This is a genomic window from Micromonospora sp. ANENR4, from assembly GCF_015354395.1.
In the GTDB taxonomy this organism is placed as follows: domain Bacteria; phylum Actinomycetota; class Actinomycetes; order Mycobacteriales; family Micromonosporaceae; genus Micromonospora; species Micromonospora aurantiaca.
Window position 1 is genome coordinate 85,976 of sequence record NZ_JADKYQ010000008.1, and the last position, 19,232, is coordinate 105,207.

A 19,232-nucleotide genomic window follows, 5' to 3' on the forward strand; every position below is an offset into this window, starting at 1 on the left:
GAGTCGTCGAGATGCCCTTTGCCGCGGCGAATCCCGCTGAGCAGGTGTTATGGCGAACGACCGTCGGGCGGGAGGGAAGGGCGTCTGCGCACTTTGCTCTGCAGCCACGGGCGCAACGATCAACCGTGAGTGACCGTTGCGGATCCGGCTGCAGAGCAAAGTCGGCGAGAGGTCACATACCGCGGATTCAGGTTTGTCACTTACCGTGACCGATGGCGAGGCGGTCCTGGGCGGGTGGCGACCCGGACCGGTCGGCCACCGCGCACCGAGCGGATGCGCGATGGCCGGGGGCGGGAGCACGCGGAGGGGAAGGGGGAGCGGTCAGGCCGGGCCGAGCAGGTCCCAGGGGTTGCCGGCGATGTCGCGGAAGACCGCGACCCGGCCGTACGGCTCGGTGCGGGGCGGCCGGACGAACTCGACGCCCGCGTCGGCCATCCGGCGGTACACCGCCTCGAAGTCGTCGACCTGGAGGAAGAAACCCACCCGGCCGTGGGTCTGGTCGCCCACCGCACCGGCCTGGTGCTCACCGTCGGCACGGGCCAGCAGCAGGCCGGTGCCGCCGCCCGGCGGGCGTACGACCACCCAGCGCTTGGGCCGGCCGTCGTTCGTCAGCGAGGGCTTGTCCTCGGCCAGCTCGAACCCGAGCACCTCGGTGAAGAAGGTGATCGCCGGGTCGTACTCGGCCACCACGAGCGTGACCAGGTCGAGCCGCACCGGGCTCAGACCTGCGTCAGCGTCGGCAGGTGCCGCTCGACCACCGGCAGCACGTCGGCGACGGTGATCGGCCGGCCCAGCTCGGCGGTCAGCGAGGTGACCCCGGCGTCGCGGATGCCGCAGGGCACGATCCGGTCGAAGAAGCCCAGGTCGCAGTCGCAGTTGATGGAGAAGCCGTGCAGCGTGACGCCGCGCGCCACCCGGATGCCGATGGCTGCGACCTTGCGGGCCGGGCCCCGGTCGTCCTCCGGCACCCACACGCCGCTGCGCCCCTCGACCCGGCCGGCGGTCAGCCCGAACTCGGCGCAGACGTCGATCAGCAGCTGCTCGGTGCGCCGGACGTACGCGACCACGTCGACCGGGTCGGGTAGCCGGACGATCGGGTAGCCGACGAGCTGCCCCGGACCGTGCCAGGTGATCTTTCCGCCGCGGTCCACGTCCACCACCGGGGTGCCGTCCATCGGGCGGTCCCACGGCTCGGTGCGCTTGCCGGCGGTGTAGACGCTGGGATGCTCCAGCAGCAGCACCGTGTCGCCCTGTTCGCCGGCCACCACCGCCTCGTGCAGCCGGCGCTGCTCGTCCCAGGCGGCCTGGTAGTCGAGCAGGCCGGCGCGGACGGCGGTCAGCCCGGAAGTCGTCACGCTCACCCGTCCAGCCTAGTCCCGCCCTCCGGGAACCGGACCCGTGAGCCTCGTCGCGTCAGTCCGGCACCCGCCACAGCCAGACGTCCTCCACCCGCTCGGGCGGGCCGAGCAGAGCGGTGGCGGTGCGCCGCAGCGCCTCCTCGTCGACGTCGAACTTCGCGCCGTGCACCCGGTCGGGAAGCACCACCGCCTGGACGCCCCAGTAGCGCAGGTCCGCCCGGGACTCGCGGATGCTGCCGTCGGTGATGATCGGCACCAGCCCGGTCCGGCCCGCCTGGTCCATCAGCGAGTCGAAGGTGCGCGGCACCGGGCCGATCCGGCCCCGGCCCTCCGGGCCGCCCGGCCCGAGGAAGAAGCCGGACGGGATCCGGAACTCACCCTGCCGGTGGGCGAGCGCGTACGCCTGCCACCGCTGCCCGTCCGGGTAGACGTCGACGGTCAGCGGCAGCGGGGTCAGCACCCCGTCGGGCGGGACGTAGCGCTGCCAGGCGCCGCTGGTGATGAACGCCGGGATCGGCTCGCGGACGCTTGTCAGCAGCGGAATCGGCACCAGCGGCAGCAGCGCGGCGGCGAAGCCCAGCGCCCAGGCGAGCCCGCTCACCCGGTGCCGGGGCGGCCGGGCGCGCAGCGAGTCGATCGCGTACGCCAGCAGCAGGCCGATGACCGGCGCGACGACGAGCGCCAGCCGGGACGGCAACGCCGCGTTGATCACCGGCAGGTTGTCCAGCACCCCGAACGGCAGCGTCTGGTCGAAACGCCGGCCGTTCCACTTCACCGTCGGCCCCCACGACAGCACCGCGAAGACCACTGCGGTCACGCCGAGGGCGGCCAGCGTGGCCCGGAACGCGCGGTCCGCGCGCCGCCACAGCAGCGCGAAGCAGGCGACGGCGAGCAGGAGCAGCGGTACGCCGAAGAACGAGTTCTCCTCCGTCGGGTTGGGCGCCAGCGACGTGCCCCACCCGGCCCAGCCGGCGAGCGACCGGCGCGGGTACGAGCCGTACGCGGCGATGTCCTCGGAGTGGATCAGCGGGTCGAACCCGGTGCCGTGGAACCGTTGCGGTCCGAGGAAGTGCAGCCAGAGCGGGTACGCCAGCAGCGCCCCGGCGACGAGGGCTGTCACGCCCAGCCCGGCCGCCATCCGGGGCAGCGCGGCGCGTACCTCGGACCGGCGGGCCGGGTGCAGCGCCCACACGGCGAGGAAGACGCCGAGCGCCAGCGCGGTGAAGAACAGCCCCTCGGCGGCGATCGAGAACGCGACAGCCACCAGCAGCCCGAGCACGATCCCGCCGGTGACCGCCCGGCCCGGACGGCGCAGCCGGAACACGCCCCAGATCAGCAGCGGCACCAGCCAGCCCGCGGTCCAGTTCAGGTGCGCGTTGGCGTGCGACACCATCGCCGGGCAGAAGGCGATGAACAGCGCGCCCACACCGGCGGCCAGCCGGCTGCGGACCAGGTGCCGGCTGAGCAGCCAGTACCAGGCCACCGCCGTCGCGGCCAGGTTGAGCGTGAGGATGACCAGGAACGTCGCGGGCGGCCCGATCAGGTACGTGAGCGGCGCGAAGACCGCCGCGTACACGGTGATCGAGGTGTTCACCGCGAGGTTCACCCCGTCCGGGACATTGATCAAGGTGGTGTACAGCGGGTTCTGCCCGTGGGTCAGCGCGTGCCCGCCGAACGCCAGCAGCCATTCGAACAGCGCCTGGTCGCTGGAGTTGACGGTGATCGCGCGGCTGTTCGGATCCCGCCACATGCCACTCGTCACCCAGAGGGCCAGGGCCAGCGCGGCGAGCGTGACCAGCAGGTCGGCGCGCCGGTCGCGGACGCGTGTCGGCGCCGGGCCGGCGGCCGGGGACGGGGAGGAGGGCACGCAGCGGACGTTACCAACCGGACCTGGGCAGACCGCCCGGACACGGAACTCGCCGCACACTTCGGTGGTCGTGAATGTGTGAGTGGCGGCCATTCCGGTGTGACGAAACGCGGCCGTAACGTCGCGGCAACTCGGAGGTGACTCAGTTCACATTCCACGATCGGGAGGTCTCCGTGCCCCGCTCCTCTTCTCTCATCGCCCGCGTCGCCGGGGCGGCGGCCGGGGTCGTGCTGGCCGCGGCCACCGCGCTGGTAGCCGCCCTTCCCGCCCAGGCCGCCTCGCTGACCCAGGTCACCGGGTTCGGCTCCAACCCCGGCAACCTGGCCATGTACGCGTACCGCCCGGACGGCCTGGCCGCCGGCGCGCCCGCCGTGGTGCTGCTGCACGGCTGCGTGCAGAACGCCTCGACGTACGTCGCCAACTCCGGCTGGCAGAAGTACGCCGACCAGTGGAAGTTCACGCTCATCGCGCCGCAGCAGCCCAGCGCCAACAACGCCAACTCCTGCTTCAACTGGTTCGAGACCGGTGACACCGCGCGCGGCCAGGGCGAGGCGCTGTCGATCAAGCAGATGGTCGACTACGCCAAGACCACCTACGGCACCGACGGCGCCCGGGTCTACGTCAGCGGGCTGTCCGCAGGCGGCGCGATGAGCGCGGCCATGCTCGCCGCCTACCCGGACGTCTTCGCCGGCGGCTCGATCGTCGCCGGCATCCCGTACCGCTGCGCCACCAGCACCGTCACCGCGTTCAGCTGCATGAACCCGGGCGTGGACAAGACCCCGGCGCAGTGGGGCGACCTGGTCCGCGGCGCGTACGCCGGATACACCGGGAAGCGCCCGCGGGTGGCGATCTGGCACGGCACCAGCGACACCACTGTGGCGACCGCGAACGCCGCCGAGTCGCGGGACCAGTGGACGAACGTGCTGGGCGTGTCGACCACCCCGGCCAGCACGTCCACGCTGCCGGCCGGCACCAGCCTGGAGGTCTACGGCAACGACCAGGTCCGCCTCTACCGGGTCTCCGGGATGGGCCACGGCACCCCCGTCGACCCGGGTACGGGCGCGGACCAGTGCGGCACCGCCGGGGCGTACTTCCTGGACACCATCTGTTCGACGTACCGGGACGCGGTCTTCTTCGGGCTCGGCGGTGGCGGCGCCTCGCCGAGCCCGACCCCGACGGCCACCGCGTCACCCACCCCGACCGCGTCACCGACCGTGTCGCCCACGCCGACCGGCGCACCGGTCTGCGTCACCGCGAGCAACTACGCGCACGTGGTGGCCGGGCGGGCCTACCAGTCCGGCGGGTACGCCTACGCGCTCGGCAGCGGGCAGCGGATGGGCCTCTACAACACCTTCTACACGAGCACGCTGAAGCAGACCGGGCCCGCGTACTGGGTGATCGGCTGCTGATCCGCCGCGTCGCGCCGCCCTCGCCCGCTCACTCGGTCAGGGCGGCGCGCAACGCGCCCGCCAGGTCCGGGTGTGCCCACGGGAACCCGGCCCTGTCGAGCACGGCGGGCAGCACCCGCGCGCTGGTCAGCGCCTCCTGTGCGAAACCGCCGAGTGCCACCTTCAGCGCCACCGCCGGGATCGGCATGATCGCCGGGCGGTGCAGCTGGCGGGCCAGCTCCTTGGTGAACTCGGCGTTTGTGACCGGCGCCGGGCCGACCACGTTCACCGCGCCGGCGATGCCGTCGCGGGCCAGCAGGAACTTCGCGGCGTCGAGCCAGTCCCGCATCGAGATCCACGGCAGCCACTGCCGCCCGTTGCCCAGCTTGCCGCCGACACCGAGGCGGAACGGCAGCAGCTGCGGCTTGAGCAGGCCGCCGTCGCGGTGCAGCGGCAGTCCGGTACGCAGGCGCACCACCCGTACGCCCGCGTCCTCGGCCGGGCGGGTCGCGGCCTCCCAGACCCGGCAGACGTCGGCGAGGAACCCCTCACCCGCAGGCGCCTCCTCGGTGACCGTCCGGTCGCCGGTGTTGCCGTACCAGCCGACCGCGGAGGAGTTCAGCAGCACCGCGGGCCGGTCGGCGGCGGGTAGGCCGGCGATCGTGATGGCGAGCGTGGTGGTGCTGTCCACCCGGCTGGTCCGGATCAGCTTCCGGTACTCGTCGTTCCAGCGTTTGTCGCCCACCCCGGCGCCGGCCAGGTTCACCACCGCGTCCGCGTCGGCGACGCACTGCGGGTCCAGTTGCGCGGCGGACGGGTTCCACTGCCGTTCGGCGGGGGTGCGTGGCGGGCGGCGGACCAGGCGGGTGACCTGGTGGCCGTCCGCGGTGAGGCAGTCGACCAGTCGGGTGCCGAGGAAACCGGACGCGCCGGCCATGAGGATCCGCATGCTCACATCTTCGAGTACGCGGCGCGATTCGGATGCGTTGAGCGAAATCACTCACTCGTCACGCCCCACCCGTCACGCGCCGACGGCCGGCCTCAGCCGGTCGGCCTGCTGACCGGATGCACGGTGATCAGACCGTCGAGCCCGCGGAAGTCGGCGGGGTTCGTGGTGTAGAGGGGAAGCGCGTTTGCGTGTGCGACGGAGGCGATCATCAGATCCGCTACCCGGCGCCGCGTTCCCCGCCCGGCGGCGAGCACCGCCGCCGAGACCAGACCGAAGGCCCGCGCCGCCTCGGCGTCGAACGGAAGCGGCTCGAAGGTGGCCTCGACGTGCTGCAGGACGCTCATCCGGCGGGCGCGCTCGCGCGGATCGTCGGTGTGATGTGGACCGGCCGAGAGTTCGGCAAGCGTGACCGCGCTGATGACCATCTCGTCGGGCAGTTCCGCCCCGTCGAGTCCGCCCAGATGGATGACGATGTTGGTGTCGATCAGACCGCGGACGGGGAGGTCACCAGTCACGGCTGGCCAGCTCCTGGTCGATCCCGCCGTCGAGGTCGGCCCGGAAGCGTGCCTCGTCCAACCGGGGCGCGCTGGCGAAGGCCGCGAGAACCTCGGCTCGCGGGACGAACGTGCGCCGCCGGATCGGGATCAAGCGTCCGATCGGCGTGCCGTTGCGGGTGATGGTGAAGGACTCTCCGCGCTCGACTCCGCGCATGATGGCGCCGGAGTCGTTGCGCAGCTCACGTTGGGTGATCTCGCGATGAGCGTGCTCGGCCACACCGGCAGCCTACCGCCTGTGTGCTACGAAGTGCTACACACCTTGCGGTGTGGCTGCCGGTGCGGTCGAGCGGGTCAGGCGTCGGCCGGGGCGGTACGCAGCTCGGCGAGCAGGCGTTCCACCTCGGCGAACGCGTCCTGCGGCAGCGGCCCGTACGCCAGCGCTCCCAGGTTCTCCTCGGCCTGCGCGACGGTGCGGCAGCCGGGGATGGGCAGCGTGTGCGGGCTGCGGGCGAGAAGCCAGCCCAGCGCACCCTGGGCCAGCGTGCGGCCGTCGGCGGTCAGCGCCTCACGGACCCGGGCCACCCGCTGCGCCCACTCGGCGCGCGGTACGCCGCCGGCGAACCAGTCCAGCCACTCCGGTGCCACACCGCGTACGTCGTCGCCGCCCCGGGCGGTCGGCGCGTCCTGGTACTTCGCGGTGAGCAGGCCCATCGCCAGCGGCCCTCGATTGAGGCTCGCCAGGTCGAACTCCGCGCACACCGCGAGCATGGCGGCGTTGTCCCGCAGCACCGACTGGTCGTGCTGGATCGCCGCGCAGTGCGGTCCGGCCTCGGCGAAGGCGCGTGCCGAGGCGGGGTCGTCGGTGCTCCAGCCGTACGCCCGGATCTTCCCCTCCGCGACCAGGTCCTCCAGCGTGCCGACGAGGTCCAGCGCCCGTGGCACCGGCAGACCGCCCAGGTGGAGCTGGTAGAGGTCGACGTGGTCGGTGCCGAGCCGGCGCAGCGAACCCTCCAGGCTGCGCCGCGCGTACTCGGGACTGGCGTCCTCGCCGAGCGCCTGGCGGGTCTCCTCGTCGGTGGGGTAGCCGAACTTGGTCGCGATGACCGCCCGGTCCCGGCGGCCCGCCAGCGCGCGCCCGAGTACCCGCTCGCTGTGCCCGGCGCCGTAGTTGCTGGAGGTGTCGAACAGCGTCGCGCCCAGGTCGAGAGCCCGGTGGACGGTACGCACCGACTCGTCGTCGTCCACCTCGCCCCAGCCGAGCGGTTGGGTGCCGTCCCAGAGCGGGCCGCCGATCGCCCAGCAACCCATGCCGATCGCGCTGACCTCGATGCCGCTGCGGCCCAGCCGTCGTGTCGTCGTCATGCGCCAAGTGTTCACTTTCGAGTGTGCTCGAAGTCCAGCTCTTTTTCCGCCAGCCGGGGCAGGAGCGGGGCGAGCGCGTCGACGGCTCCGGCGCGTACCACGAAGCGGGTGACGCCCCAGCGGCGCCGGTGCCCGGCGACCGCCGAGACGATCTCGTCGGGCGTGCCGGCCAGTACGAACGGGGTGGCCAGCACCTCCGCCGGGGTGAGTCCGGTCTCGGCGGCCGTCTCGGCGGCGGCCGCCTCGGCGTCGTCGGTGACGGCGACGTGCTGGACCAGCGCCTCCAGGACCGGCGGTGTGTCCCGGCCGGCCGCCCCGGCCGCCACGTGCGCGAGCTGCGCCTCGATCTGGTCGGCCCGCCAGCGGACGGTGTGCTGGTGGCCGTCGGGCAGCGTCCGGCCCAGGCCGGCCAGGCCGACCACGTCGGCGTGCCTTCCGGCCCAGCGCAGCAGCGTCGAGTTGGAGGCGCCGACGGTCAGCGGGATCCGGTCCTGCACCGGGCGGGGCCGGTCGAGCCGTGCCGCGTACGTCGCCAGGTCCTCGGTGTCCACAGTGACCTCGTCGCCGGCCAGCAGTGCCCGTACCGTCTCGGTCACCGCGACGCAGCGGCGGACCCGGCCGGCGACGTCCGGGCGCTCGCGCCCGACGGCCCGCCACTCGGCCGGCGTGTGGCCGGCGCCGACGCCGAACCGGGCCCGCCCGCCGGAGACCACGTCCAGTGTGGCGACGTCGGCGGCGAGCAGGATCGGCTCGCGGACGCCGGCGTTGGAGACGTACGAACCGAGGCCCAGCGTGCTGGTCACCGCCGCCGCGGCGGCCAGCGCGACGAACGGCGACGCGCAGGAGCCGGGGTGGTCGGCCGCGAACAGCGCGTCGAAACCGGCCGCCTCGACGGTACGGGCCAGCTCGGTCCAGCTCGCCGCGTCGGTGGGCTGGGCCTGTACGGAGAAAGTCGCCATCGCCTCAGCATCGGCGCGCGCCGGGCCGCAGGCCACCCCGCACGCGCCGATTCTGCCGACGGCCGAACGTCACACCGCGTCGAGGCGGGCCAGGTCGGCGGGGGACAGGCGCAGCGCGGCGGCGGCGACGTTCTGCTCCAGGTGCGCCGGGTCGCCGGTGCCCGGGATGGCCAGCACGTTCGGGCCCCGGGCCAGCGTCCAGGCCAGCCGGACCTGAGTAGCCGTCACGCCGTGCTCCCGGGCCACCGCGAGCACCTCCGGGTGCTCCTCGCCGGTGGCGCCGGCCTCCCGGCCGCTGGTGACGAGGGAGAAGAACGGTACGAAAGCGGTGCCGTGCGCCGCGCAGTCGCGGATCAGCTCGTCGTGCTGACGGCGGTAGCCCAGGCCGTACGAGTTCTGCACGCACACCACCGGGGCGATGGCGCGCGCCTCGGCGACCTGGTGCGGGCGTACGGCGGAGACGCCGAGGTGCCGGATCAACCCGGCGTCGCGCAGCTCGGCGAGCGCGCCGAAGTGCTCGGACAGCGGCTCCGGGCCGTGCACCCGCAGGTTCACCACGTCCAGGTGGTCGCGGCCGAGCTGACGCAGGTTCTCCTCCACCTGCCCGCGCAGCTGGTCCGGGCGGGCCGCCGGCAGCCACTGCCCGGACGGGTCCTTGCCCGGCCCGACCTTGGTCACGACTACCAGATCCTCCGGGTACGGCCACAGCGCCCGGTTGATCAGCTCGTTGGCCGAGCGCAGCGGCGAGAAGTAGAACGCGGCCGTGTCGATGTGGTTGACGCCCAGCTCGACGGCGCGGCGCAGTACGGCGACGGCCCGGTCCCTGTCGCTCGGGCTGCCGTCGGCGTTCGCGGTCAGCCGCATCGCGCCCAGGCCCATCCGGTTTACGGTCAGGTCGCCGAGCTGCCAGGTGCCGGCCGCGCCGGCGTGGACGGTGTCGATGGTCATGTGGCCCCCGTATCCCTCGTCTGCGGCCCCACTGCGGGGCCGACAGGTACCACGGGGGCGAGGGGCAGCCGGTTCACTCGCCTTCGTCGCGGTCCTCGGGCTTCTCGAGCCAGCGGGCCCGCCAGGCCGCCTCGTGCTTCTCGTGGCTGGTGCGTTCCTCGAAGACCAGCTTGCGCAGCGCCTGCCGGCCCTCGGCGAAGACGATCACCTCGACGGCCACCATACCCACGGTGACGGCGGTCAGCATGCCCAGCGCGGCCAGCCCCGGCACGCGCTCCGCGACCGGGATGAGCACGCCCAGCAGCAGCGCCGCGCCGATCCGGGTCCAGCTCAGCGTGCGCAAGGTACGCAGCTGGAACAGCATGTTGCCGCAGAGGTAGCAGATGACGCCGCCGTAGAGCAGCGGTACGCCGGGGCCGTGTGCCGGCTCGCTCGGCGGCACGTTCGGGTCGGCGATGCCGTGCACGATCGTCTCGGCGCCGAGCGCGAACAGGATGATGCCCGCGATCATCGGCAGGAACAGGTACGCGTACGCGTCCCGGGCCATCGCCACCCGGGGGCCGTCCTGCGCGACGTGCAGGGCGATCCGGGCGGCCGGCCCGACCATGTCGTAGTGCGCCCACCAGAGCGCGGCGGTGAAGAAGATGCCGAGTACCGCCGCGGCCACGGCCGGCCAGGTGGGCGGCTGGCCGAGCAGGTTGCTGCCGACGCCGACCGAGATCACGGACTCGCCCAGCGCGATGATCAGGATGAGGTCGTACCGCTCGGTCCAGTGTTCGGCGGACGCGACGCCCCAGCCCCAGGTGCCGGCGATCATGCCGCTGCCGTACTGGAGCAGGACGACCCCGCCCCACAGCACGTCGCGGAGCACCGCTGCGGAGAACAGGTCGTCGATCCTCGGCGGCAGCAGCGCGGCGACCAGCAGCAGCGCGGTGCTGCCGAGCAGTTCCGGAGCGAACCGGAGGAGTTGCCGGCGCTCGTTCGGGCTGTCCCGGACGGCGTGCCGGTAGAGCAGCAGGTGCACCAGCCGTAGGACGGTGTAGCTGAGCGCCGCGACCATCGGCCCGGCCGCGTTGCCGCGCGGGTCGCGGAACGCGTTCGGCAGCGAGAGCGCGAACGTGAACAGCGCGGCCATGCCGACGGTCATGAGCACCGGGACGAAGCCCTCGCCGAGGCGTACCCGGGTGGCGACCACGCTGTGCACCACCCACGACCACCACAGCACGGCGAGGACCAGCAGCGCGTGCAGCAGCGCCCCGCCGGTCACCTGGAGGGCGGTGGCCCGGGTGATGATGAAGAACGAGAAGACGAAGACCAGGTCGAAGAAGATCTCGAACCGGTCGACCCGGGCGCCCGGGGCCACCGGCACCGCCGGCCCCAGGCGTCCCCGCCACCGGTTCGAGCCCACCGGCCGAGTCTGTCAGCGCAGGTCGGGCCGGGTGGCCGATTCGGTCAGCCCGGCCGGTGGCGCAGGCCGTCCATCAGCAGGTCGAGCAGGCGGCCGGCCTGGGCGCGCTGGTCCGGTTCGCCCGCCACCAGGGAGACCCCGCTGAGGCTGGCGAGCACGTCGGCGGCGGCCACGTCGGCGCGCAGGACACCGGCCGCCGCGCCGGCCGCGAGCAGTTCGCCGAGTGCGGCCAGCAGCCGGTCACGGCTCTGCGCGTACGGGTTGGCGCCGGAGGCGATCACCAGCCGCAGCGCGTCGGCCATGCCCCGCTTGGTGGCGAGGTAGTCGACGAACCGGTCCATCCAGGCGCGCAGCGCCGCGTCGGCGGGTTCGGTCGCGAGCAGCGCCGGGGCGGCGTCGCAGAGCTTCTCCAGCTCGTTGCGGTACGCCGCCTCGATCAGCGCCTCCCGGCTCGGGAAGTGGCGGTAGAGCGTGCCGATGCCGACGCCGGCCTCCTTGGCGACCCGGTCCAGCGTTACCTCGGGGCCGTCCTGGGAAAACGCCTGGACCGCGGCGTCCAGCAGCCGCTGCCGGTTGCGCAGCGCGTCCGCGCGCAGCGGTCGGTCGGGCACGGGCTCTCCTCCCTCGACCGGGTCGCCGGCCCGGCACGATGGTAACCGGAGTGTCCTCCGGTTATGCTGGCGGAGTAACGGAGGATCCTCCGCTTCTCATCGTAGCGGGCGGACATCGGTCCGCGTCGCCGTCGACAAGGATGGACCATGACAACCCCGACACCAGTCACCACCCCGTTCTCCGCCGAGACCACAGCCCTGGAGGTGGTCCGCGACCTGGACCTGACCGGCCGGCGGGCCGTCGTCACCGGCGGCGCGTCCGGGATCGGCGTGGAGACCGCCCGGGCGCTCGCCGCCGCCGGGGCGGACGTCACACTCGCCGTCCGCAACACCGAGGCCGGGCAGCGTGCCGCCGCCGAGATCACCGGCGCCACCGGCAACGACCGGATCCTGGTCGCCCCGCTCGACCTGGACGATCTCGCGTCGGTCGCCGCGTTCGTCCGGAACTGGGACGGGCCGCTGCACATGCTCGTCAACAACGCCGGGATCATGGCGTCGCCCGAGATGCGTACCGAGCAGGGCTGGGAGATGCAGTTCGCGACGAACCACCTCGGCCACTTCGCGCTCGCCACCGGGCTGCGCCCGGCGCTCGCCGCGGCCGACGGGGCGCGGATCGTCTCGGTCAGCTCGGCCGCGCACCTGCGCTCACCTGTGGTGTTCTCCGACATCCACTTCCGGCAGCGGCCGTACGACCCGTGGCTGGCGTACGGGCAGTCCAAGACCGCGAACGTGCTGTTCGCGGTGGAGGCGACCCGTCGCTGGGCCGACGACGGCATCTGGACCAACGCGCTGATGCCCGGCGCGATCCGGACCAACCTGCAGCGCTACATCACCGAGGAGGAACTGGTCCGGATGCGCGCGCAGAGCGGTGGCGGCGCGGCCTCGTTCAAGACCCCCGAGCAGGGCGCGGCGACCTCGGTGCTGGTCGCCGCCTCACCGCTGCTCGACGGCGTCGGCGGCCGGTACTTCGAGGACTGCCAGGAGGCCGGGCCGAACCAGCCGGGCACGCGGACCGGCTGGGCCCCGTACGCCCGGGACCCGGAGGCCGCCGAGCAGCTCTGGACCGTATCCGAGGAGCACCTGAAGGGCTGAGGCCGCACACGACGAAGGGGGCGCGCGGCATGTCGCCGCGCGCCCCCTCGCCGTACGGGATCTACAGACCCAGCTCGGCCTCGAAGTTGCCGCCCTCCAGCCGCTGCTTCACAGCGGTGAGGAAGCGGGCCGCGTCGGCGCCGTCGATCAGCCGGTGGTCGTACGACATGGCCAGGTAGACCATCGACCGGATCGCGACGACCTCACCCAGCTCCGGGTCGTTGACCACGACCGGGCGCTTCACCACGGCACCCGTGCCGAGCATCGCCGACTGCGGCGACGGCACGATCGGGGTGTCGAACAGCGCGCCCCGGCTGCCGGTGTTGGTGATCGTGAAGGTCGCCCCGGCCATCTCGTCCGGAGTGATCTTGTTGGCCCGGGTGCGCTCGGCCAGATCGGCGATCCGCTTGGCGATGCCGCCCATGTTGAGGTCGCCGGCGTTGTGGATGACCGGCACGAGCAGGCCGCGCTCGGTGTCCACCGCGATGCCCAGGTGCTCGGCGGCCGGGTAGGTGATCGTGCCGCCGTCCAGGTCCATGCTGGCCTGGACGATCGGGTACGTCTGGAGCGCCTCGATCGCGGCCAGCGCGAAGAACGGCAGGAAGGACAGCTTCACGCCGTGCTTGGCCTGGAACGAGTCCTTGGCCCGCGCCCGCAGCTTGGCGACCTTGGTGACGTCGACCTCGACGACGGTGGTCAGCTGCGCCGTCTCGTGCAGCGACTGCTGCATCCGCTTGGCGATGGTGGCCCGGATGCGCGGCAGCTTCTCCGTGGTGCCCCGCTTGGCGCTCGGCTCCGGCTTGGCGGCCGGCTTTGCCGGGGCCTCGGTCTTGGCGGCCGGCGCGGCGGCGGCCGGCTCCGGCTTGGCGGCCTTCGCCTTCTCGGCCGCCTCCAGCACGTCCTGCTTGCGGATGCGACCACCCACGCCCGTGCCCTTGAGCGAGCCCAGGTCCACGCCGTGCTCGGCGGCGAGCTTGCGCACCAGCGGCGTCACGTACCCGGCGGAGTCCTCGCCGAACTCGGCCGGAACGCTCGGACGCTGCGCGGCGGCCGGCGCGGACGGCTGGGCCGCCGCCTCGGCCTTGGCCGGCTGCGCTGCCTTCTCCGCCTCAGCGGCCGGCTCGTTGTAGGACGCGCCCGGCGTCGGCTCCTCGACCTTCGGCTCCGGCTTCGGCTCGGGCTTCGCCTCGGCCTTGGGCTCCGGCTTGGGCTCGGGCTTCGGCTCCGCCTTCGCGGGGGCGGCACCGGCCACCCCGACGATCGCCAGCACGGCGCCGACGTCGGCGGTCTCGTCCTCGGCGACCTTGATCTCCTGCAGCGTGCCGGCGACCGGCGACGGGATCTCGGTGTCGACCTTGTCGGTGGAGACCTCCAGCAGCGGCTCGTCCACCTCGACGGTCTCGCCGACCTGCTTGAGCCAGCGGGTGACCGTACCCTCGGTGACGCTCTCGCCCAGGGCCGGCATGGTCACCGGCGTGCCCTCGCCCGACGACGCGGCGGGCTGGGCCGGCTCCTCGACGGCCGGCTGCTCGGCCTCGGCGCCCGGCTCGGCGGCGGCCTGCTCGGCCTCCTGCTCCGGCTCGGGGCCGGTGCCCTCGGCGGCGGCCGTCGGCTCGGTGGCCGGCTCGGCCTTCTCCGTGGGAGCCGCGCCCGCGTCCTCGCCCTCGCCGGCGATGACCGCCAGCTCGCTGCCGACCTCGGCGGTCTCGTCCTCGCCGACCACGATCCGGCTCAGCACGCCCGCCGCGGGGGACGGGATCTCGGTGTCGACCTTGTCGGTCGACACCTCGAGCAGGGGCTCGTCGACCTCGACGGTGTCACCCTCCTGCTTGAGCCAGCGCGTGACGGTGCCCTCGGTGACGCTCTCGCCGAGCCGGGGCATGGTGACCGATACCGGCATGTTCTCCAGACTCCTTCATTCCCCTGGTGGGATCATCGCCCGTCGCCGGACGCCGCGGTTGTCGTGTCAGGCGTGCGCGTGCAGCGGCTTGCCGGCCAGGGCCAGGTGCGCCTCGCCCAGAGCCTCGTTCTGCGTCGGGTGGGCGTGCACGAGCTGCGCCACCTCGGCCGGGTACGCCTCCCAGTTGTAGATGAGCTGCGCCTCGCCGATCAGCTCACCGACCCGGGCGCCGACCATGTGCACGCCGACCACCGGGCCGTCGTCCACCCGGACCAGCTTCACGTGGCCGGCGGTCTTGAGGATCTGGCTCTTGCCGTTGCCGCCCAGGTTGTAGTTGTAGGTCTTGATCTTGTCGGCGCCGTACTGCTCCTTGGCCTTCGCCTCGGTCAGGCCGACCGACGCCAGCTCCGGGTCGCAGTAGGTGACGCGCGGGATGCCGGCCTCGTCGATCACGGCCGGGTTCTTCCCGGCGATCTCCTCGGCGACGAAGATGCCCTGCTGGAAGCCGCGGTGCGCGAGCTGCAGGCCGGGCACGATGTCGCCGACCGCGTAGACGTTCGGCACGCTGGTGCGCAGCCGCTCGTCGGTCAGCACGTAGCCGCGGTCCATCTTGACGCCCTGCTCCTCGTAGCCGAGGCCGGCGGTGTTCGGGCCGCGGCCCACGGCGACCAGCAGCAGCTCGGCCTCGACCGTGTCGCCGCCCTGAATGGTCAGCTTCACGCCCTTGTCGGTCTTCTCGACCTTCTCGAACGGCTTGCCGACCTTGAAGTTGATCTTCCGCTTGCGGAATGCCCGCTCCAGCGCCTTCGACGACTCCTCGTCCTCGGCGGCGACCAGGCGGGGCAGCGCCTCGACGATGGTCACGTCCACGCCGAAGGACTTCCAGACGCTGGCGAACTCGACGCCGATCACGCCGCCGCCGAGGACGATCGCCGACGACGGGACGCGGTCCAGGGTCAGGGCGTGGTCGCTGGTGATGATCCGCTCACCGTCGACGTCCAGGCCGGGCAGGCTCTTCGCGTACGAGCCGGAGGCCAGCACGACGTTGCGGCCGGTGTAGCGCTTGCCGTCCACCTCGACGACGTTCTTGCCGACCAGCTTGCCCGCGCCGGCCACGAAGGTGATCTTCTTGCTGTTGCCCACCAGGCCCTGGAGACCCTTGTACAGGCGGGAGATCACGCCGTCCTTGTACGAGTTGACCGCCTTCATGTCGATGCCGACCAGTTCGGCCTTCACGCCGAACTGCTCGGACTCGCGGGTCTGGTCGGCGATCTCGGCGGCGTGCAGCAGCGCCTTGGTCGGGATGCACCCGTTGTGCAGGCAGGTCCCGCCCAGCTTGCTCTTCTCGATGAGGGCGACGGAGAGGTCCAGCTGGGCGGCACGCAGCGCCGCCGCGTAGCCGCCGCTACCACCTCCGAGGATGACGATGTCGAAGGTCGTGTCGTTCGGCTCGCTCACATCCAACTCCCAGGTCGCGTCACTGCATCGGGGGTTACGGCGGAGTAACAGGCACACCCCACCTCGGTCATCTTGTCACCACCACGGACCGAGCGCGTACCGAGGTGCCCAACGACACGTCGGTGACACGTACCCTTGGCACCGTCTTCGATGACGGCTTGGGGGAGGAGTGGATTCGGTGGGGCTGTTCCGACGACGCAAGCGGGCGGCCCCGGCGAGCCGCGACCGCGCCGCCGACCGCGCCGATCTGGACCATCTGGAGAACTTCGTCCGGACCCGCAAGGGCGTCGAGGCGTACATCGAGCCTCGTACGACTGTCACCGAGACCACGATCATGCTGATCGCCGACGACGGCGAGTGGACCCGGCGGCGTGTCGGCGGGCCGGACGAGGCCCGCCGCTGGGCGCACCGGATCGCCATTCCGATTTACGACGTGCGGCTGATGGGCTATCCGCAGCGCATGCGCGACTACAACGAGCGCCGCAAGCGCCGCCCCGAGCTGTACTGAGACCACGCGAAAGGGGCCCCCGGCGACGCCGGGAGCCCCTTGTCGTACACGTCGGTCAGCCGTTGGTGGCGACGTCCTCGACCAGGTGCACGAGCGTACGCACCGGCACGCCGGTGCCACCCTTGGTCCAGTAGCCGGTCGCCTCGCCCGAGTGGTAACCCGGACCGGCGATGTCGATGTGCGCCCACGCCACGTCGTCGGTGACGAACTCGCGCAGGAACACGCCGCCCTGCAGCATGTGCCCGGCCCGGTCCATCCCGGCGTTGACCTGCGAGATGTCCGCGACGTCCGACTCCATGCCCTTGCGCACGTCGTCCGGCAGCGGCATCGGCCAGGCCGGCTCGCCGGTCGCGTCACCTGCCACCCGTACCCGCTCGCACAGCTCCGGGGTGCCCATCACACCGGCGATCCGCTTGCCCAGCGCGATCACCTGGCCGCCGGTCAGCGTGGAGGTCTCGAACAGGTAGTCCGCGCCGTCCGCGCAGGCCCGCGCCATCGCGTCGGCCAGCACCATCCGGCCCTCGGCGTCGGTGTTGAGCACCTCCACCTTCTTGCCGTTGAACATGCTGATCACGTCGCCCGGCCGGTAGCTGGTGCCCGACGGCATGTTCTCCGCCATCGGCAGGTAGCCGGTGACGGTGACCGACGGCTTGAGCGCCGCGACCGCCAGCATGGCCGCGCCGACCGCCGCCGCGCCGGCCATGTCCGACTTCATCTCCCACATGCCCTGCGCCGGCTTGATCGAGATGCCGCCGGTGTCGAACGTGATGCCCTTGCCGACAAGCGCGACCCGCTTGCCGTTGCCGCCGCCGGCGGGCGTCCAGGTGAGCTTCACCAGCCGCGGCGGGGCCTCGGAGCCCTGTCCGACGGCGAGGATGCCGCCGTAGCCGCCGGCCTTCAGCGCCGCCTCGTCCAGCACCTCGACCTCCAGCCCCGCCTCGCGGGCGGCGGCGGAGACGACGTCGGCGAACGCCGGGGGACGCAGCTCGTTCGGCGCGGTGTTGACCCAGTCCCGGCTGGTCCGCACCGCGCCGGCCACGGCCTGCGCCCGCGCGATCTCGGCCTGGGCGGTCGCGTCCGCCGCGTCCGGCACCGCCACCAGCACCTCGGCCACCGGCTCACGCCGGGCCGGCTGCGGCTTGGTCTTGTAGCCGGCGAACCGGTAGCCGCCCAGCAGCGCGCCCTCGGCGACCGCGCGCAGCGCGGCCGGGGCGTCGGCGTCGTCGGGCAGCGGCAGGGCCAGCGCGACGCGCGGGGCTCCCGCCAGCGCCCGCACCGCGGCACCGGCGGCCCGGCGCAGCGACTCCGGCGCCGGAGCGGCGCCCGAGGGCTCGGGGCCGAGGCCGACGGCGACGACCAGCGGCGCGGTCACGGTGCCCAGCGTGGCCAGCTTGATCACCTCGCCCGGGCCACCTGTCGCGCCGAGCAGGGCCAGCGTCTCGGTCAGCTTTCCGTCGAACGCGGCGGCGATGCTCTCCCCGCCGGTGGCCAGCAGCAGGGCGTGGGCGGGTGCGCCGCTGCCCGGCTCGGTGGTCTGGCTGTGCACGCCGATCACGATCGCGTCGACGGCGAGTTCGGCGGGGTCGGTGTCGACCAGGCTGAGGGTGGTGCGGGGCGATGTCACGAAAGCTACTCCGGGCGGGCCGGGCCGGCCGCGTAGTCGCGTACCGGCGATGAAGGTCTCTCCGGCGGCAACCTACCCGCCGGGAGGCGTGGCTGTCCCGCCGATGCGTGCCGACGGGATCCCGCCGATGCTAACCACAGCGGTCCGGGCCGGTAAGTTGCCACCCATGACCGAGGTGACCTCCGACGCCGCCGAGACCCGGCTGCGCCGCTCCCCGCTGCACGAGCGGCACACCGCGCTCGGCGCGAAGTTCGCCCCCTTCGGGGGCTGGCAGATGCCGCTGGAGTACGCCGGTGGCGGCGTGCTCAAGGAGCACACGGCCGTCCGCGAGGGCGTCGGCGTGTTCGACGTCTCGCACCTGGGCAAGATCCGGGTCACCGGGCCGGGCGCGGCGGACTTCGTCAACGCCTGCCTCACCAACGACCTCGGCCGGATCGCCCCCGGCCAGGCGCAGTACACGCTCTGCTGCGACGACGCCACCGGCGGCGTGGTGGACGACATCATCGCCTACCTGCACGCCGACGACCACGTCTTCCTGATCCCCAACGCCGCGAACACCGCCGAGGTGGCCCGCCGGCTGCGCGCCGCCGCGCCCGCCGGCGTCACCGTCACCGACGAGCACGAGGCGTACGCGGTGCTCGCCGTCCAGGGACCGCGCTCGGCGGACCTGCTGGGCGCGCTCGGCCTGCCCACCGGCCACGACTACATGAGCTTCTCCACCGCCACGCTCGACGGGGTGGAGCTGACCGTGTGCCGCACCGGCTACACCGGCGAGCTGGGCTACGAGCTGGTCGTACCGGCCGAGCACGCGGTCGCCGTCTGGGACGCGCTCTTCGCCGCGGCAGGCGACGTACGCGCCTGCGGCCTGGCCGCCCGGGACACGCTGCGCACCGAGATGGGCTACCCGCTGCACGGGCAGGACCTGTCCCCGGAGATCACCCCGGTGCAGGGCCGCTCCGGCTGGGCGGTGGGCTGGGACAAGCCGGCGTTCTGGGGCCGCGACGCGCTGCGCGCCGAGAAGGCCGCCGGCCCGGCCCGTACGCTGCGCGGCCTCACCGCCGTCGACCGGGCCATCCCGCGCCCCGGCATGGCCGTGTACGCGGGCGACCGCCAGGTCGGCACCGTCACCAGCGGCACGTTCAGCCCGACGCTCAAGCACGGCGTCGCGCTGGCGCTGGTCGACACCGACCCGAAGCTTGCCGACGGCGACGCGCTGGAGGTGGACATCCGTGGCCGCCGCGCCCGGATGCGCCTGACCCGGCCGCCGTTCGTCAAGCCCTCGGTGCGCTGAGCCCCGAGGCGG

General features: G+C 73.1%; 18 protein-coding genes. 4 read left to right on the forward strand and 14 right to left on the reverse strand.

The genetic code is table 11. The features are described 5' to 3' along the window. Positions 1-321: 321 nt before the first annotated feature. The 3 genes from IRY44_RS15595 to IRY44_RS15605 are packed head-to-tail and all read right to left on the reverse strand — an operon-like array spanning position 322 to position 3,225. Positions 322-714 carry a VOC family protein gene (locus tag IRY44_RS15595; protein ID WP_194801122.1) on the reverse strand — a complete coding sequence of 131 codons (393 nt, stop codon included), beginning with the start codon at positions 712-714 and terminating at the stop codon, positions 322-324. Positions 715-719: 5 nt separating this feature from the next. Beyond that, positions 720-1,361, reverse strand: a complete 642-nt coding sequence (gene lipB, locus IRY44_RS15600; RefSeq protein ID WP_194801123.1) for a lipoyl(octanoyl) transferase LipB — start codon at positions 1,359-1,361, stop codon at positions 720-722. Between the two features lie 52 nt (positions 1,362-1,413). Continuing rightward, on the reverse strand, positions 1,414-3,225 hold the full coding sequence (locus tag IRY44_RS15605) for a DUF2079 domain-containing protein (RefSeq protein WP_194801124.1): 1,812 nt from the start codon (positions 3,223-3,225) through the stop codon (positions 1,414-1,416). 173 nt (positions 3,226-3,398) lie between these two features. Here IRY44_RS15605 and IRY44_RS15610 point away from each other — a divergent pair, with 173 nt between their 5' ends. Next, entirely contained in the window at positions 3,399-4,634 is a 1,236-nt protein-coding gene (locus tag IRY44_RS15610; RefSeq protein ID WP_194801125.1) for a PHB depolymerase family esterase, read from the forward strand. A 28-nt stretch (positions 4,635-4,662) separates the two neighbouring features. Here the strand turns inward: IRY44_RS15610 and IRY44_RS15615 are convergent, their stop codons facing one another. The 8 genes from IRY44_RS15615 to IRY44_RS15650 all read right to left on the reverse strand — a co-directional run bounded on the left by IRY44_RS15615 (position 4,663) and on the right by IRY44_RS15650 (position 11,347). Further along, positions 4,663-5,562 carry a TIGR01777 family oxidoreductase gene (locus IRY44_RS15615; protein ID WP_194801126.1) on the reverse strand — a complete coding sequence of 300 codons (900 nt, stop codon included), beginning with the start codon at positions 5,560-5,562 and terminating at the stop codon, positions 4,663-4,665. 92 nt (positions 5,563-5,654) lie between these two features. After that, the gene (locus tag IRY44_RS15620) at positions 5,655-6,077 is read right to left on the reverse strand and encodes a type II toxin-antitoxin system VapC family toxin (RefSeq protein ID WP_194801127.1); all 423 of its coding nucleotides are present in this window, start codon (positions 6,075-6,077) and stop codon (positions 5,655-5,657) included. Further along, a complete protein-coding gene (locus IRY44_RS15625; protein WP_194801128.1) occupies positions 6,067-6,336 on the reverse strand; it encodes a type II toxin-antitoxin system Phd/YefM family antitoxin in 270 nt (89 codons plus the stop codon). The genes IRY44_RS15620 and IRY44_RS15625 overlap by 11 nt, the downstream gene beginning before the upstream one ends. A 74-nt stretch (positions 6,337-6,410) precedes the next feature. Further along, positions 6,411-7,421, reverse strand: coding sequence for an aldo/keto reductase (locus tag IRY44_RS15630; RefSeq protein ID WP_194801129.1), 1,011 nt, complete (start codon positions 7,419-7,421; stop codon positions 6,411-6,413). A gap of 11 nt (positions 7,422-7,432) precedes the next feature. Then, entirely contained in the window at positions 7,433-8,380 is a 948-nt protein-coding gene (locus IRY44_RS15635; protein ID WP_194801130.1) for an LLM class flavin-dependent oxidoreductase, read from the reverse strand. A 69-nt stretch (positions 8,381-8,449) separates the two neighbouring features. Then, positions 8,450-9,328: an oxidoreductase gene (locus tag IRY44_RS15640; protein WP_194801131.1), complete on the reverse strand. Its 879-nt coding sequence runs from the start codon at positions 9,326-9,328 to the stop codon at positions 8,450-8,452. Positions 9,329-9,401: 73 nt separating this feature from the next. Continuing rightward, entirely contained in the window at positions 9,402-10,736 is a 1,335-nt protein-coding gene (locus IRY44_RS15645) for a low temperature requirement protein A (protein ID WP_194801132.1), read from the reverse strand. A gap of 44 nt (positions 10,737-10,780) precedes the next feature. Then, positions 10,781-11,347, reverse strand: coding sequence for a TetR/AcrR family transcriptional regulator (locus tag IRY44_RS15650; protein ID WP_194801133.1), 567 nt, complete (start codon positions 11,345-11,347; stop codon positions 10,781-10,783). A 147-nt stretch (positions 11,348-11,494) separates the two neighbouring features. On the opposite strand from IRY44_RS15650, the gene IRY44_RS15655 reads away from it, so the two are divergent. Beyond that, complete coding sequence (locus IRY44_RS15655) at positions 11,495-12,439, forward strand: SDR family NAD(P)-dependent oxidoreductase (RefSeq protein ID WP_194801134.1); 945 nt, start codon at positions 11,495-11,497, stop codon at positions 12,437-12,439. 61 nt (positions 12,440-12,500) lie between these two features. Here IRY44_RS15655 and sucB read toward each other — a convergent pair whose 3' ends face one another. Then, entirely contained in the window at positions 12,501-14,339 is a 1,839-nt protein-coding gene (sucB, locus tag IRY44_RS15660) for a 2-oxoglutarate dehydrogenase, E2 component, dihydrolipoamide succinyltransferase (RefSeq protein ID WP_194801135.1), read from the reverse strand. A 66-nt stretch (positions 14,340-14,405) separates the two neighbouring features. Beyond that, positions 14,406-15,797, reverse strand: a complete 1,392-nt coding sequence (gene lpdA / locus IRY44_RS15665) for a dihydrolipoyl dehydrogenase (RefSeq protein WP_194801136.1) — start codon at positions 15,795-15,797, stop codon at positions 14,406-14,408. A gap of 178 nt (positions 15,798-15,975) precedes the next feature. Here lpdA and IRY44_RS15670 point away from each other — a divergent pair, with 178 nt between their 5' ends. Next, positions 15,976-16,305 carry a hypothetical protein gene (locus IRY44_RS15670; RefSeq protein WP_064448299.1) on the forward strand — a complete coding sequence of 110 codons (330 nt, stop codon included), beginning with the start codon at positions 15,976-15,978 and terminating at the stop codon, positions 16,303-16,305. Positions 16,306-16,360: 55 nt separating this feature from the next. On the opposite strand, the gene IRY44_RS15675 is transcribed toward IRY44_RS15670, so the two are convergent. Further along, positions 16,361-17,929 carry a leucyl aminopeptidase gene (locus IRY44_RS15675; protein ID WP_194801137.1) on the reverse strand — a complete coding sequence of 523 codons (1,569 nt, stop codon included), beginning with the start codon at positions 17,927-17,929 and terminating at the stop codon, positions 16,361-16,363. Between the two features lie 166 nt (positions 17,930-18,095). On the opposite strand from IRY44_RS15675, the gene gcvT reads away from it, so the two are divergent. After that, positions 18,096-19,220, forward strand: a complete 1,125-nt coding sequence (gene gcvT / locus IRY44_RS15680; RefSeq protein WP_194801138.1) for a glycine cleavage system aminomethyltransferase GcvT — start codon at positions 18,096-18,098, stop codon at positions 19,218-19,220. Positions 19,221-19,232 lie beyond the last annotated feature (12 nt).